This window comes from Mesorhizobium sp. ANAO-SY3R2, from assembly GCF_042466635.1.
GTDB lineage: Bacteria > Pseudomonadota > Alphaproteobacteria > Rhizobiales > Rhizobiaceae > Aminobacter.
On the sequence record NZ_CP159954.1, the window covers coordinates 288,645 to 303,108 of the forward strand.

At 65.5% G+C, this 14,464-nt stretch carries 13 protein-coding genes; 10 read left to right on the forward strand and 3 right to left on the reverse strand.

Going from position 1 to position 14,464, the window contains the following annotated elements:
* Positions 1-5 precede the first annotated feature (5 nt).
* The 3 genes from ABSY17_RS04160 to pta all read left to right on the forward strand — a co-directional run bounded on the left by ABSY17_RS04160 (position 6) and on the right by pta (position 4,368).
* The gene (locus tag ABSY17_RS04160; protein WP_378941917.1) at positions 6-1,406 is read left to right on the forward strand and encodes an FAD-dependent oxidoreductase; all 1,401 of its coding nucleotides are present in this window, start codon (positions 6-8) and stop codon (positions 1,404-1,406) included.
* A 110-nt stretch (positions 1,407-1,516) separates the two neighbouring features.
* A complete protein-coding gene (gene xsc, locus ABSY17_RS04165) occupies positions 1,517-3,292 on the forward strand; it encodes a sulfoacetaldehyde acetyltransferase (protein ID WP_378941919.1) in 1,776 nt (591 codons plus the stop codon).
* A 77-nt stretch (positions 3,293-3,369) separates the two neighbouring features.
* Complete coding sequence (gene pta / locus ABSY17_RS04170; protein ID WP_378941922.1) at positions 3,370-4,368, forward strand: phosphate acetyltransferase; 999 nt, start codon at positions 3,370-3,372, stop codon at positions 4,366-4,368.
* Between the two features lie 6 nt (positions 4,369-4,374).
* Here the strand turns inward: pta and ABSY17_RS04175 are convergent, their stop codons facing one another.
* Complete coding sequence (locus ABSY17_RS04175) at positions 4,375-5,469, reverse strand: YjhT family mutarotase (RefSeq protein ID WP_378941924.1); 1,095 nt, start codon at positions 5,467-5,469, stop codon at positions 4,375-4,377.
* A gap of 206 nt (positions 5,470-5,675) precedes the next feature.
* Between ABSY17_RS04175 and ABSY17_RS04180 the strand changes: the two genes are divergently transcribed.
* The 7 genes from ABSY17_RS04180 to ABSY17_RS04210 all read left to right on the forward strand — a co-directional run bounded on the left by ABSY17_RS04180 (position 5,676) and on the right by ABSY17_RS04210 (position 12,878).
* Positions 5,676-6,407, forward strand: a complete 732-nt coding sequence (locus tag ABSY17_RS04180) for a FadR/GntR family transcriptional regulator (protein ID WP_378941927.1) — start codon at positions 5,676-5,678, stop codon at positions 6,405-6,407.
* Positions 6,404-7,987, forward strand: a complete 1,584-nt coding sequence (locus ABSY17_RS04185; protein ID WP_378941929.1) for an ABC transporter substrate-binding protein — start codon at positions 6,404-6,406, stop codon at positions 7,985-7,987. The genes ABSY17_RS04180 and ABSY17_RS04185 overlap by 4 nt, the downstream gene beginning before the upstream one ends.
* Positions 7,988-8,076: 89 nt before the next feature.
* Positions 8,077-9,036: an ABC transporter permease gene (locus ABSY17_RS04190; protein ID WP_378941931.1), complete on the forward strand. Its 960-nt coding sequence runs from the start codon at positions 8,077-8,079 to the stop codon at positions 9,034-9,036.
* Positions 9,002-9,910 carry an ABC transporter permease gene (locus ABSY17_RS04195; RefSeq protein WP_378941933.1) on the forward strand — a complete coding sequence of 303 codons (909 nt, stop codon included), beginning with the start codon at positions 9,002-9,004 and terminating at the stop codon, positions 9,908-9,910. The genes ABSY17_RS04190 and ABSY17_RS04195 overlap by 35 nt, the downstream gene beginning before the upstream one ends.
* Positions 9,911-9,929: 19 nt before the next feature.
* Positions 9,930-10,847, forward strand: coding sequence for a dihydrodipicolinate synthase family protein (locus tag ABSY17_RS04200; RefSeq protein WP_378941936.1), 918 nt, complete (start codon positions 9,930-9,932; stop codon positions 10,845-10,847).
* Positions 10,848-10,857: 10 nt separating this feature from the next.
* Positions 10,858-11,874 carry an ABC transporter ATP-binding protein gene (locus ABSY17_RS04205; protein ID WP_378941938.1) on the forward strand — a complete coding sequence of 339 codons (1,017 nt, stop codon included), beginning with the start codon at positions 10,858-10,860 and terminating at the stop codon, positions 11,872-11,874.
* On the forward strand, positions 11,871-12,878 hold the full coding sequence (locus ABSY17_RS04210) for an ABC transporter ATP-binding protein (protein WP_378941941.1): 1,008 nt from the start codon (positions 11,871-11,873) through the stop codon (positions 12,876-12,878). Before ABSY17_RS04205 ends, ABSY17_RS04210 begins: the two co-directional genes overlap by 4 nt.
* A 65-nt stretch (positions 12,879-12,943) precedes the next feature.
* Here ABSY17_RS04210 and ABSY17_RS04215 read toward each other — a convergent pair whose 3' ends face one another.
* Positions 12,944-13,363: a DUF1801 domain-containing protein gene (locus ABSY17_RS04215; RefSeq protein ID WP_378941943.1), complete on the reverse strand. Its 420-nt coding sequence runs from the start codon at positions 13,361-13,363 to the stop codon at positions 12,944-12,946.
* A gap of 110 nt (positions 13,364-13,473) precedes the next feature.
* Complete coding sequence (locus ABSY17_RS04220) at positions 13,474-14,463, reverse strand: Gfo/Idh/MocA family protein (protein WP_378941945.1); 990 nt, start codon at positions 14,461-14,463, stop codon at positions 13,474-13,476.
* Between the last annotated feature and the right edge of the window lies 1 nt (position 14,464).

The following is a 14,464-nucleotide window of genomic DNA, read 5'->3' on the forward strand; positions in this document are numbered from 1 at the left end:
AGGGGATGGAACACCAGCTCACACGGCCAACGGCCCAGCGTAAGCCCTTCGACCCGGCATACGATCCGGTGCACGCGCCAAATCCGGGCGACGGCAAGGACTATTCGCCGACCTACTGGATCGCCACGGCCGGCACCCCGCCCGGGGACGACGGCCCGGTGACGCAGGACATCGATGTCGATGTCGCGATTGTCGGCTCCGGCTACACCGGCCTGTCCTGCGCCATCCATCTGGCGAGGGAACACGGCATCAAGGCGACCGTGCTGGAGGCCAACGGCGTCGCCTGGGGCTGCTCCACGCGCAACGGCGGCCAGGCGCAGATTTCCGCCGGCCGGCTCAAGCGCTCGCAGTGGATCGAACGCTGGGGCGTCGATGTCGCCAAGAAGCTGCATGCCGAGATATCAGAGGGCTTCGACCTGTTCCGCGAACTCATCCGCGAGCCCGAGATCGACTGCGACCCGCAAGACGGCGGCCACCTCTACATCGCCCATCGAGACAAGATGATGCCGGCGCTGGAAAAGGAGTCGCGCCTGCTCAACGAGGTGTTCGGCTACGGCACGCGCATCCTCGGACGTGACAAGATCCATCGGGATTTCGTTCGCGACGAGGAAGCCCGGGGCGCCATGTACGAGCCCGACGGCATGAGCATACATGCCGCCAAGCTCGCCTTCGGCTATCTCAAGCTGGCGCGCAAGCTCGGCGCCAAGGTGCACACGTCGAGCCCGGTTCTGGAGTGCGACTTGAAGGGCGGCGTCCACCATCTGCGCACGCCGGGCGGTGTGGTGCGCGCCCGCGCCGTCTGCTTTGCCACCGCCGGCTACACTTCACCCGGCCTGCACGGACTGACCAGGCACCGACTGATGCCGATCCTGTCCAACTCGATCGTCACCCGGCCGCTGACTGCGGCCGAGCGCGAAGCGCTGAACTTCAGGACGCTGATCCCGCTGACCGACACACGCACGCTGCGCCACTACTACCGCATGATGCCTGATGGCCGCGTGCAGATCGGCAGCCGCAGCGCCATCACCGGCCGCGACGCGGTCAACCCGAAGCATCTCAACCTTTTGCTCGAAGGGCTGTACCGCAAGTTCCCGATCCTGCGCGGCATCGAAGTCGACTATTCCTGGTGGGGCTGGGTCGATGTCAGCCACGACATGATGCCGCGAATTGTCCGGCCCGACCCGAAGCAGCAACTGTTCTACGCCATGGGCTATGGCGGCAACGGCGTCATGTATTCGGCCCAGGCCGGCCGCCGCGCCGCCCAGATGATCGCCGGCAAGGGCGGCAGCCTCGACCTGCCGATCTTCACCTCGCCGCTGCCCAGCCACGGCATGCTGACCCCGTTCAGGCGCCTCGGCCAGTGGGGCATGTACCGCTGGTACTACCTCAAGGACGAAGTTCTCTAGCGCATCGGCCCGAAAATCGGGTTCGATTTTCGGCAAGCACGATGCGCAACTTCAAAGACTTAGGCCTTCCGAAGCCGGACCCCCGACCCAAGATTGAAAGGAACAAGACCATGAAGATGACGACCGAAGAGGCGTTCGTGAAAGTCCTCCAGATGCATGGCATCGAGCATGCATTCGGCATCATCGGCTCGGCCATGATGCCGGTCTCCGACCTGTTTCCGAAAGCCGGCATCAGCTTCTGGGACTGCGCGCATGAGACCAATGCCGGCATGATGGCCGACGGCTTCAGTCGGGCGACCGGCACGATGTCGATGGCCATCGGCCAGAACGGTCCAGGCGTCACCGGCTTCATCACCGCCATGAAGACCGCCTACTGGAACCACACGCCGCTTTTGATGGTCACCCCGCAGGCGGCCAACAAGACCATCGGCCAGGGCGGCTTCCAGGAAGTCGACCAGATGGCGATGTTCGAGGAGATGGTCTGCTACCAGGAAGAGGTGCGCGACCCCTCGCGCATCGCCGAGGTGCTCAACCGGGTGATCGAGAAGGCCTGGCGCGGCTGCGCGCCCGCGCAGATCAACATCCCGCGCGATTTCTGGACCCAGGTCATCGACATCGAGCTGCCGCGCATCGTCCGCTTCGAGCGCCCGGCCGGCGGGCCGCAGGCCATCACCGAAGCGGCGCGGCTGCTGTCGGAGGCAAAATTCCCCGTCATCCTCAACGGTGCGGGCGTCGTCATTGGCGGGGCGATTGGCGAGTCGATAGCGCTGGCAGAGCGGCTCGACGCGCCGGTGTGTTGCGGCTACCAGCACAATGACGCCTTCCCCGGCAGCCATCGCCTCGCCGCCGGCCCGCTCGGCTATAACGGTTCGAAGGCGGCGATGGAACTGATCGCCAAGGCCGACGTCGTGCTGGCGCTCGGCACCCGCCTCAACCCGTTCTCGACCCTGCCGGGCTACGGCATCGACTACTGGCCGAAGGATGCCGCCATCATCCAGGTCGACATCAATGCCGACCGTATCGGCCTGACCAAGAAGGTCTCGGTCGGCATCTGCGGCGACGCCAAGCAGGTGGCCAGCCAGATCCTCGCGCAACTGTCACCCTCGGCCGGCAATGCGGGCCGCGAGGAGCGCAAGGCGACCGTCCACCAGACACGCTCGGCCTGGCTGCAGCAGCTGTCGTCGATGGACCACGAGGACGACGATCCGGGCACCGAGTGGAATGCCTCGGCGCGCAAGCGCGAGGCTGACCGCATGTCGCCGCGCCAGGCCTGGCGAGCGATCCAGGCGGCACTGCCCAAGGAAGCCATCATCTCCACCGACATCGGCAACAACTGCGCCATCGGCAACGCATATCCGAGCTTCGAGCAGGGCCGCAAATATCTCGCGCCCGGCATGTTCGGACCCTGCGGCTACGGTTTCCCCTCGATCGTCGGCGCCAAGATCGGCCGCCCCGACGTGCCGGTGGTGGGCTTTGCCGGCGACGGCGCCTTCGGCATCTCGATGAACGAGATGGGCGCGATCGGCCGCAAGGGCTGGCCGGCGATCACCATGGTGATCTTCCGCAACTACCAGTGGGGTGCCGAAAAGCGCAACACCACGCTCTGGTACGACAACAACTTCGTCGGCACCGAACTCAACCCCAACCTCAGCTACGCCAAGGTGGCCGAGGGCTGCGGGCTGAAGGGGGTGGTGGTCGATACGCCGGCCAAGCTGACCGAAGCGCTGGCCAAGGCGCTCGACGACCAGGCCAAGGGCATCACCACCTTCGTCGAGGTCGTCCTCAACCAGGAACTCGGCGAGCCGTTCCGCCGCGACGCCATGAAGAAGCCGGTGCCGGTAGCCGGCATCGACCGCGCCGACATGCGCCCGCAGAAGCGCGCTTAGCGAGCATACGCGGCCGGCCCGGATGCGAGGCATCAGGCTGGCCGCGAACATCTCTTTTTTTTGGGGGGGCACGCCCGATGAAACCGCTCGAGCGCATCATCGCAACCGCCAGGCAGAGGCCGAAGCACATCGTGCTGGCCGAAGGCGAGGACCAACGCATCGTCGCGGCAGCGCTGCGCGCGACGCAGGAGGGCATCGCCACGATCACCCTGGTCGGCCGCAGCGACGTCGTAGCGCAGCGGCTGGTCGAGGCCGGCGCCACGCCGGCGGATCTACGCGTCGAGGATCCGGCCACGTCGCCGCTGACGGCCAGGCTGGCTGGCGCCTATCACGACATGCGCAAGGCCAAGGGCGTCGATGAAGCTGCGGCAGCCGAGGCGCTGCGCTCGCCGCTGGTCTTCGCCGCCATGATGGTGCGCGAGGGCCATGCCGACGGCACGGTCGGCGGCGCGGTCGCCACGACCGCCGACACGATGCGAGCCGCGCTCCAATGCATCGGCCGGGCGCCTGATGCAGGTTTGGTCTCGAGCTTCTTCCTGATGATGCTGTGCCAACCGCATCATGTGAAGAAGGGCGCCTTCGTCTTCGCCGATTGTGGGCTGGTGGTCGATCCGGATGCTGCGGGCCTCGCCGACATCGCCCGCATGTCGGCGCGCTCCTACGAGGCGCTGGCAGGTGCGCCCGCCAAGGTGGCGATGCTGTCGTTTTCGACCAACGGAAGTGCCGCGCACGAGCGCGTCTCCAAGGTGGTCGAGGCAACGCGGCTGGCGCGCGCCGCCGACCCAGAACTCGTCATTGATGGGGAACTGCAGTTCGACACTGCCTTCGTCGAGGCGGTCAGCGCCGCCAAGGCTCCGAACTCGGCGCTGCATGGCGAAGCAAACGTCTTTGTCTTCCCCAATCTCGACGCCGCCAATATCGGCTACAAGATCGCCCAGCGCATCGGCGGGGCGGACGCCATCGGCCCGATCCTGCAGGGCCTCGCCAAGCCGGCCAATGATCTTTCGCGCGGCTGCAGCGCCGACGACGCTTTTCACATGATCGCGGTGACAGTGGTTCAGGCCGCCGCCGGCTGAGACAGGCTAGGCGCGCGGCCTCAGGCAAAACACTTCGGCGCGCGAGGCGCCCTGGCCGTCCTCGCCGCCAACGAGCAAAACACCTTCCGCCAGCGAAAAGCTTGCGCCATAGCCCAGCCCTTCAGGCAATTGGCCGGCAATCGACCAGCCGCCCTCGCCGAGCGCATAGATCTCCGTGCGCCAGCCTTTCGTCAGCCCCTCATGCGCATACCATTTTCCGTTCGCAGCGTTGGCCCACGCGCCGACGAAATTTGTGCCGCCCGCTACGATGACCTTTTCTCCGAGCGTCCCAGCAAAGGCACCGGCGACGCCTTCCTGAACGGCCTCGCTTGGTGGTGTGGGCAATGGCGCGAGCTGTTGCCAGCTGGCAACCGCACCAGCCACGGCGACTGCCTTGACCTCTGGCGTGCGCAGGCCCGGCTTGATCTCGCCGCTGGCCAGGATGAGCTTGTCGGTTGCGGTTTCCACCAACGCGGCATCGCAATTGGGCAGACAGGGGCTGGCGCCCAGACTGCTCCAGACATTGGCTGCGGGATCGTAGCAGAGTACCTCAGCATTCCAGCGATAGTCTTCCGGCGCCCTGTCGAGGAACGATCGGGTGAAGCGTGCTGCCCCTTCGATGTCCCCGGCCCTCTCCAGGACGGAAAGGCCAGCGACAAAACCCTCGAACACCTGCTTGTTGTAGCCACCGAAGAAGACGATGCGCCCGTCGACGAGCGTCGCAGCCTTGGCGCCAAGCAGGCCGCAGGGCGTGCGTGCGTCAATCTCGGCCCAGACATCGGCGGTGGCGTCATAGGCATGGACCGCGTCGAAAACGATGGGTGTCGCAGCATCGGGCGTCGTCTTGCCCACGCCTCCGAAGACGAAGAGGCGCCCGCCCGAGGCGGCGCAAGCGGCCCCGCTCGGCGCGGGTCCCGGAAAAGACGCCTGGATCGCCCACTGCCGCGACGCATCGCTGAGATCGAGCGCGTAGAGGCTGGCACCGGCCGAACCGAGGCCGACAAAGAGCGTGTCGCCGACGCGAGCGGAGATGCCGCGATTGATGCCTTCAGGCAGGTCGGGCCAGCGTTCGATGACGATGCTCGTCTCTTCAGAACCCATTTGCATCTTTCCTCGGCGGCAAACGCTGTGGAGCAAGTGCAGATAGCGGATTGCTCCGCTTCGGCCGCCCCGAGATCTGCGCTATCCCTTTGCGGAGACTGAACAACAAGTGGGCATTTCAATATCCAATTGACAGATATCCTACAAGTGGGTAATCAGCCACCGATAGCTGTTTTTCGGATAGCCCCAGGCAACCGGAGACGTAGATGACACTGAAGTCGATCAAGCCATTGAAGAGAGCGCCGCTCTTGCACGTGTCGGTGCAGGAAAGCCTGCGGTCCTACATCGATGACAACGGCCTCACCGCCGGCGCACCGTTGCCGCCGGAAGGCGAGCTGGCCGTTCAGCTTGGCGTCAGCCGCAACTCGGTGCGCGAGGGCATCAAGGCGCTCGAGTCGGTCGGCGTGCTCGAGTCCAGGCGCGGCATCGGCGTTTTCGTCAAGGCGTTCTCCTTCGAGCCGCTGCTCGACAACCTCGCCTACGGCCTGGGCGGTGCGCTCAAGCAGATCGAGGAAGTCATCATCATCCGCCGCACCCTCGAGGTCGGGCTGATCGACAAGACCCTCGAACTGATCGGCCCCGATGACATCCGCGAATTGCGCGAGACCGTCGACAAGATGAGGTTCCATGCCGAGCGCGGCGAGAGCTTTCCCGACGAGGACCGCCACTTCCACCAGCTCCTGTTCCGCTGCCAGGACAACGATGTCCTGCTCGGCCTGCTCGAAGTGTTCTGGCTGGCTTTCTACAAGGCCTCCGACTTCGTCAATCTCGACAATGCCGACCCGATGCAGACCTGGCGCGACCACGCGGCCATCGTCGACGCCGTCGAGGCAGGCGATCTCGCCGGGGCAAAGGACCGGCTCGACAAGCATTATGAGGGGATCAACCGCGTGATCGCCCATAATAAGACCAACTCATCCAGTGGGAGGACTACATGAAGTTCAAGACCATGATCTCGGCGCTTGCCTTGTCGGCGGCGCTGATGGGCGGCGTTGCCGCCACGGCTCCGGCATTCGCCGAGGGCGCCACCATCACCGGCGGCTTCGACGTCGGCCCCGGCGGCTTCCAGGGCAATTTCAACCCGCTCGCCGCGACCGGCGGCTTCACCTGGCTGGTCACCTATTTCGAGCCGCTGGTGATCTATGACGACAAGCTGCAGACGGTGATCGGCGCGCTCGCGGAGTCCTTCGAGACGAGCCCCGATCAGCTGACCTACACCTTCAAGCTCGCCGACACCAAATGGCACGACGGCAAGCCCTTCACCTCCAAGGACGTCAAGTTCACCATCGACCTCGCCAAGAACGAGAAGGCCGGCTCCGTCTTCGCCGCGCGCCTGGGCGCGATCGAAAGCGTCGAGACGCCTGACGAGCGCACTGTGGTGGTCAAGCTCAAGGCGCCGACCGCCAGCATGCTCGACACGCTGACCAAGCTGATGATGCTGCCCGAGCACGCGCTTGCTGCGATCCCGGCCGAGCAGATCGCCAAGAACGCCTGGTGGTCGACCGCCCCTGTTGGCACCGGCCCGTTCAAGTTCACCAAATATGTCGCCGACCAGTATGTCGAGCTCGCCGCCAACCCCGACTTCAGGGGCGGCAAGCCGGCGGCCGAAAAACTGATCAACCGCTACTTCGCCAACCCCGCCGCCGCCATCGCAGCACTTCGCTCGGGCGAGATCCAGTTCACCTATGTCGAGTCAAACGACGTCTCGACCTTCAGCGGCGACAATGCCTTCAACGTCATCGAGGGCGACTCCTATGTCGTCAACTATGTCGGCTTCAACCAGGAAGTGCCGCTGTGGAAGGACCTCAAGGTCCGCCAGGCCTTCATGCACGCCATCAACCGCGACGCCATCATCCAGAGCCTCTATGGCGGTGCTGCCAAGGCTGCGAACTGCGTCTATGTCGCCGACCAGCTGGTGCCCCAGGGCATCGACACCTATGGCTACGATCCGGAGAAGGCCAAGCAGTTGCTCGCCGAAGCCGGCTGGGACAAGATCAACGGCGACAAGCCGATCACCATCCTGACCTACTACACCTCGCCGCTGGCAACCAACGTGCTGGCAGCGATGCAGGCGATGCTTGCGCAGGTCGGCATCAACATCGTGCCGCGCGCCGTCGATACCCCGACCTACAACTCGATCGTCTACCAGCAGTCGGGCAATGCCGGCGAGTTCCCGCTGATCTATGCCGGCCTGCAGAACGGCCCCGATGCCTCCAACATCAATATCGGGCTGAACGAGAAGCAGATCCCGCCGGCGGGCGCCAACCTGATGCGCATCCGCATGCCGGAAGTGACCAATGCGCTCGATGCAGCGCTCGGCGAAGCCGACGCCTCCAAGCGCGACGCCCGCTACCAGGACGTCTGCAAGGCGACCAACGCCAACCTGCCCTGGGGCACGATGTGGGTGGCAAGCCGCTACGGCGTAGCCTCCAACAAGCTCAAGGACTTCGTCTGGACGCCTGCTCCGGCGGGCGGCCCTTACCAGGCCCACCCCGAGAAGTGGTCGATCGCCGAATAGGCCAACTCCGTCACGGGGGCGACCATCCGTGGTCGTCCCCACATTCTCTGGGGGTCTGGTCGCCTCCCCTCGCAAGGGCCTGAACCCATATGCTTCGCTACAGTCTCCATCGCCTGCTCATCGGCATCGGCATGCTGCTGGCGCTGACGCTGCTCATCTTCATCCTGCTGCAGCTGACGCCCGGCGACCCGATCGACGCCTATGTCGATCCCAATGTCGCCATGTCCAAGGAAGCAATGGATGCGCTGCGTGCGCAGCTCGGCCTCGACCGCCCGCTGCCGGTGCAGTATCTCGCCTGGCTGTCGCAGGCAGTTCAGGGCAACCTCGGCCATTCGCTGCAGCGGTTCAACGAGACCGTCGCCGGTCTGATTGCCGCCCGTATCGGCCCCACTCTGCTGCTGATGGGTGCGGGGCTTGCCATCGCCATCGTCATCGGCATCGCCAGCGGCATCGTCAGCGCGGTGCGCCGTAACTCGCTGCCCGACTATTCGCTGTCCGTCTTTGCGCTGCTCGGCATTTCGAGCCCAGCCTTTCTTACGGCGCTGCTCGGCCTCTATGTCTTTTCGGTGCGGCTCAAATGGGCGCCTTCGGGCGGCATGCTGACGCCGGCGACCGAATTCTCAGTCGCCGACCTGCTGCACCATCTGATCCTGCCAGCCGTGATCCTGTCGATCGGCCATGCCGCGCTGATCATGCGCTACATGCGCGCCTCGATGCTCGAAGTGCTGAACCAGGACTATGTACGCACCGCCCGCGCCAAGGGCGTCAAGGAATTCTGGGTCGTCACCAAGCACGCCCTGCGCAACGCGCTGCTGCCGGTCGTCACCCTGATTGGCTCGACCATCGGCCTTGCCGTCGGCGGCGCCATCTTCATCGAGAGCGTCTTCAACTGGCCGGGCATGGGCCTTTTGCTGGTCAATGCCGTCGAGACCCGCGACTACCCCGTCATCATGGGCGCGACGCTGGTCATCGGCGCCTGCGTCATCGTCGTCAACATCCTGACCGACCTTGCCTATGCGGTCATCGACCCGCGCATCAAGGTGGCCTGACATGAGCCCTCCCGCCCTCTCGTCGCCTGGCCCGCTGGCCCGCGCCGCCAGCCGCTTCGCCCAGAACCGCGCCGCCCTCTTCGGCCTAGCCCTGCTCGCGCCGATGCTGCTTGCGGTGCTGACCTATTCGCTGTGGCTGCCCTACAAGCCAAACGACATCGATCTTCTGGCAATGAATGCTGCGCCGTCATGGAAGCACTGGTTCGGCACCGACGGCGTCGGCCGCGACGTGCTGGCCCGCACGCTGGAAGGCGGCCGCATCTCGCTGCTGGTCGCGGTCTCCTCGGTGGTGCTGTCGACTGCCATCGGCTTCCTCGTCGGCGCGCTCTCGGCCTTCGGCGGCCGCTGGGCCGACGCCATCTCCATGCGCACCGTCGACCTCGCCATGACTCTGCCGCCGGTCATCTTCCTGCTGGTGCTCGCCTCCATCGTCGGCTCCGGCATCTGGTCGACCGTCGTGGTGATTTCGCTGCTGTCATGGCCGGTGCTGTCGCGCATGATCCGCGCCCGCCTGCTCGAACTGCGCGAACGCGAATTCGTCATGGCCTCGCGCGGCATGGGCGCCGGCCTCGGCCACCTGCTGTTCCGCCACGGCCTGCCCAACTCGATCGACATCCTCGTCGTCTACGCCACGCTGCAGGTCGCCAACGCCATCCTGCTCGAGGCCGGCCTGTCCTTCCTCGGCCTCGGCGTGCCGCCGCCGGCGGCGAGCTGGGGCAACATGCTGAACGCGGCGCGCTCGACGGCGGTGCTCGAGCAGTTCCCCTGGCAATGGCTGTTCCCCGGCGCGGCGCTGGTTCTGGCCGTGCTGGCCATCAACTTCATCGGCGACGGTCTGAGGGATGCCTTCGATCCTCGCGCTGAACTCAACTGAACCCTGAAAGAGAAGCAAAATGTCAAAGTTCTTCGGCGTCGTCCCTCCCGTCGTCACTCCCCTCAACGAGGATTTCTCGGTCGACTACGCCTCCTACACCCGCGTGCTCGAATACCTGATCGACAATGGCTGCCACGGCCTCTTCCCGCTCGGTTCGACCAGCGAAGTGGTGTTCTATGACGACGCCGAGCGCCGCAAGATCCTCGAGCACACCGTGAAGGTCGCCAACGGCCGCGTGCCGGTTATCGCCGGCGTCATCGACCCGACCACCGACCGCGTCATCCGCCATGCCCGCACCGCCAAGGAAGTCGGCGCCGACGCCGTGGTCGTCACCGCGCCCTTCTACACGCTGACCAACCAGGCCGAGACCATCGACCATTTCCGCATGATCCGCGACGCGGTCGACATCCCGCTGATCGCCTATGACATCCCTGTCTGCGTGCACACCAAGCTGTCCCGCCAGACGGTGGTGACGCTGGCCAGGGAAGGCACCATCATCGGCCTCAAGGATTCCTCCGGCGACGACGGCAATTTCCGCTATGCGCTCAGCGACCTCGCCGGCAACAAGGACGTATTCCTGATGACCGGCTCCGAGATCGTCGTCGACAACGCGCTCCAGATGGGCGCACACGGCGTCGTTCCCGGCCTCGCCAATGTCGACCCGGCCGGCTATGTCCGTCTGTGGAACCACGCCCAGAAGGGCGACTGGGAAGCAGCGCGCAAGGAGCAGGAGCGGCTGTGCCGCCTGTTCGAGATCGTCTGGGTCGCATCGGGCCGCGTCAGCGGCGGCGCCACCGGCGTCGGCGGCTTCAAGACGGCCATGCGCAGCCTCGGCATCATCTCGACCAACGTCATGGCCCGCCCGCGCGCGCCGCTCAACGACGCCGAGGCAGCCAAGATCGACGAGATCCTGCGCTCGGTCGGCCTGCTCAACTAAGAGAGCCGCGATGACCCCCGAACCCATCCTCGACATCAGGGGCCTGCGCACCGTCTTCAAGGTGCGTGGCCGTGAGATCGCCGCCGTCAACGGCATCGATCTTGTCGTCCACCCGGGCGAAACGGTGGCGCTTGTCGGCGAGTCGGGTTCGGGCAAGTCGGTGACCAGCCTGTCGGTGATGCGGCTGCTGGCGCGCAAGGTCGGTTCCATCGCGGAAGGCAGCATCCTGTTCAGGGGCAAGGACGGTGCCGTGCGCGACCTCGTCCGCCTCGACGAGAACGACATGCGCCAGATCCGTGGCAACGACATCGGCATGGTCTTCCAGGAGCCGATGACCAGCCTCAACCCCGTCTACACGATCGGCGACCAGATCTCCGAGCCGATCCGCGTCCATCGCGGCACCAGCAAGCGCGAGGCGCTCGAAACGGCGGTCAGTCTGCTCGACAGGGTCGGCATCCCCGACGCCCGCCGGCGCGCAAGGCAATACCCGCACGAGATGTCGGGCGGCATGCGCCAGCGCGCCACCATCGCCATGGCGCTGGCCTGCGACCCCACCCTGCTGATCGCCGACGAGCCGACGACCGCACTCGACGTCACCATCCAGGCGCAGATCCTCGACCTGATGGCCAAGCTGCAGCGCGAACGCGGCATGGGCATGCTGTTCGTTACCCACAATCTCGGCGTCGTCGCCGAGATCGCGCATCGCGTGGCGGTGATGTATGCCGGCCGCATCGTCGAGGCAGGTCCCGTCGCCGAGGTGTTCCGCAACCCGCGCCACCCCTACACGCTGGGCCTGCTGAAATCGATGCCGCGGCTCGGCAGCGCCACTGCCATGAAGCGTGCCGGCGAAAAACTCGCCGCCATTCCCGGCATGGTGCCGAGCCTCGCCAACATGCCCCAAGGCTGCGCCTTCGCACCACGCTGCGGCTTCGTCGTTGATGCCTGTCGCGCGGCCATGCCCGACCTCGCCGCCGTCGATGAGTACCACCAGAGCCGATGCATCCGCTGGCAGGAGATTGCCCGATGACCGACGCTCCCCTTGTCTCCGTCCGCGGCCTCGCCAAGCACTACGCGACACGCGGTTCAGTGCTGAAGATCCTCGAAAACATCTCCTTCGACATCGCCAAGGGCGAAGTGGTCGGGCTGGTCGGCGAGTCCGGCAGCGGCAAGACGACCATCGGCCGCTCCGTACTCAGGCTGATCGAGCCGTCCTCGGGCGAGGTGGTGTTCGACGGAACCGACCTGACCAGGCTTTCGGCGCGCGAGATGCGGCGCCAGCGGCCGCGCATGCAGTATATCTTCCAGGACCCGTTCGCGAGCCTGTCGCCGCGCATGACCATCGGCGAGATCCTGACCGAGGGCCTGAAGATCCAGGGCATCGGCACCAGGGCCGAGCGGATGGAGCGGGCCAAGAAGGCGTTGGAGCAGGTTGACCTGCCGGTCGATGCCATCAACCGCTACGCCCACGAGTTCTCAGGCGGCCAACGTCAGCGCATCGGCATCGCCCGGGCGCTGACGCTTGCCCCCGAATTCATCGTCGCCGACGAGCCGGTCTCGGCGCTCGACGTGTCGATCCAGGCACAAGTGGTGAACCTTCTGCGCGAGTTGCAGCAGCGGCTTGGCCTAACCATGCTGTTCATCTCGCACGACCTCGCCGTGGTCGAGTATATCTGCGACCGCGTCATCGTGCTCTATCTCGGCCGCATCATGGAGATCGCCAGCGCCGAGGACCTCTATGCCCGGCCGCAGCATCCCTACACGCAAGCACTGATGTCGGCGATCCCCTCGCCCGACCCCGACGTGAAGGCCGAGCGCCAGATCCTCAAGGGCGACATCCCGAGCCCGGCCAATCCGCCGAGCGGCTGCGTCTTCCGCACCCGCTGCCCCAGGGCGCTGGATGCCTGCGCGATCAGCACGCCCGAGCTGCGCGAGGTGGCACCAGGCCATTTCAAGGCCTGCATCCGCGACGATCTGGAAGGAAGCTTGCTGCCGGCAAGCGCCGCCGGAGACGTGCGGCAAGTGGATAGCTGACTGTGAACTAGTCCGTGCGAAGCGGCGAACCGGGAGCGGCGAGACAAAATGAAAGGCGGCAGCCCTCATGTCTCCTTGGGCTTGCGCACCTTCGCTGAAGTGCCGGAAGACGCCTTCTTCTTCATTTTGATCCGATTGTAGTCGATCGCAGCACGGACGAGTTCCTTCAGGGCGCGCTCATCAATTGTGTCGCCCTCGAAAATGTCGATCGCTCGCCACACCTTGCCTCCGAAGCCCGCGTTGAAGAGCCTGTCAGGATCCGGGAGGCTGGCGCCGTGGGAAAAGGTGAGCTTGACCTTGTCCTTGTGGGCATTGCCGACCGCGATCATGCCGTCGCGAGACCACACCGGGCTTCCCATCCACTTCCATTCCTCGACGATCTCCCGGTCGGCCTCAAGAATACTCTTGCGGACGCTGGCCAAGGTCTCGCCGCGCCAGTCTGTAAGTTCGGCGATCAATTGGTCGATACGTTCGGATGGATTCATGGAATTTTCATGCCTCGAACGGGGGTTGCATGCGGTCACCAATTCAATGCTGCGACTACACTACCGAATGAGGCGCAGGCAGCAAGAGGCTGGCCCGGCACTGCACGCGGCTACGCTTCCACTGCCACTTCGCGGCGTTCGCGCGAGGCCTTGAAAGCCGCCTCGATGCAGGCGACGACATGCATGCCGTCTTCGCCGGTGACCGGCGGCTTTTCGCCGGTTGCGACTGCTTTGGCGAATCCCTGCCACTGGCGAATGAGGCCCTGGCCGGCAACGTCAGGCTCAATCGAGCCCTCGACTGGTTGCCACTTGAGGTCCTTGCCAAAGGTCACGCCCTTGAAGAAGTCCACGGCCAGAACGCCATTGTCGAACACCAGCTCGTCACCGGAAATGAAGGCGCCGTTGGCGTAGCCGATGCTGGCCACCTGGCCTGCCGCATCGTCGCCGAAACGGATCAGCAAAAGGGCGGCGTCGTCGGCCTTCTGCTGGTGGAAGGATGTGGCGGTGACGGCGCTGACATGGGTGGCGCGGCGGCCGGCAAAGGCCAGCAACCGGTCGAGCGCGTGGATGCCGGCGGTGAACAGCATGCCGCCGCCGGTCGCCGTGTCGAGGTGCCAGTCGCGGCGATTGCCCTCCATCCAGAGCTTGATCATGCGGCTCGAACCGTAGCGCATCGCGCCCATCTCGCCGCTGTCGATCAGGCGCCTGGCGGCGAGGAAAGGCAGCGTGAAGCGCATGGTGTGGCCGGGCATCAGCGTCACGCCCGCCTTGTCGGCGGCAGCAAGAATCCTGCGGCACTCGGCGACCGTGGGCGCCAGCGGCTTTTCGATCATGATGTGCTTGCCGGCCTCGGCGCAGGCGATGGCAACGTCGGTGTGCAGGTGATGCGGCAGCGCCACCACGACCGCGTCCACCTCGGGATCGGCGAGCAACTCGCGGTAGTCGAGATAGCCCTTGCCGCCATATTCCTCGGTAAAGGCCTTCAGTCCCTCCGCATCGTTGCGGCAGGCCGCCACGAGCGTTGCTCCGTCGACGGCGCGTAGCGCCTGCGCGTGTGCTGCGCCGAAATGGCCCGCGCCGATGATGCCAACTCTCAGCATG

Excerpts from the sequence above, each read along its gene's own strand:
- ABSY17_RS04160 (WP_378941917.1), top strand. The coding sequence starts at position 6 with ATGGAACACCAGCTCACACGGCCAACGGCCCAGCGTAAGCCCTTCGAC.
- xsc (WP_378941919.1), top strand. The coding sequence starts at position 1,517 with ATGAAGATGACGACCGAAGAGGCGTTCGTGAAAGTCCTCCAGATGCAT.
- pta (WP_378941922.1), top strand. The coding sequence starts at position 3,370 with ATGAAACCGCTCGAGCGCATCATCGCAACCGCCAGGCAGAGGCCGAAG.
- ABSY17_RS04175 (WP_378941924.1), bottom strand. The coding sequence starts at position 5,469 with ATGGGTTCTGAAGAGACGAGCATCGTCATCGAACGCTGGCCCGACCTG.
- ABSY17_RS04180 (WP_378941927.1), top strand. The coding sequence starts at position 5,676 with ATGACACTGAAGTCGATCAAGCCATTGAAGAGAGCGCCGCTCTTGCAC.
- ABSY17_RS04185 (WP_378941929.1), top strand. The coding sequence starts at position 6,404 with ATGAAGTTCAAGACCATGATCTCGGCGCTTGCCTTGTCGGCGGCGCTG.
- ABSY17_RS04190 (WP_378941931.1), top strand. The coding sequence starts at position 8,077 with ATGCTTCGCTACAGTCTCCATCGCCTGCTCATCGGCATCGGCATGCTG.
- ABSY17_RS04195 (WP_378941933.1), top strand. The coding sequence starts at position 9,002 with ATGCGGTCATCGACCCGCGCATCAAGGTGGCCTGACATGAGCCCTCCC.
- ABSY17_RS04200 (WP_378941936.1), top strand. The coding sequence starts at position 9,930 with ATGTCAAAGTTCTTCGGCGTCGTCCCTCCCGTCGTCACTCCCCTCAAC.
- ABSY17_RS04205 (WP_378941938.1), top strand. The coding sequence starts at position 10,858 with ATGACCCCCGAACCCATCCTCGACATCAGGGGCCTGCGCACCGTCTTC.
- ABSY17_RS04210 (WP_378941941.1), top strand. The coding sequence starts at position 11,871 with ATGACCGACGCTCCCCTTGTCTCCGTCCGCGGCCTCGCCAAGCACTAC.
- ABSY17_RS04215 (WP_378941943.1), bottom strand. The coding sequence starts at position 13,363 with ATGAATCCATCCGAACGTATCGACCAATTGATCGCCGAACTTACAGAC.
- ABSY17_RS04220 (WP_378941945.1), bottom strand. The coding sequence starts at position 14,463 with ATGCTGAGAGTTGGCATCATCGGCGCGGGCCATTTCGGCGCAGCACAC.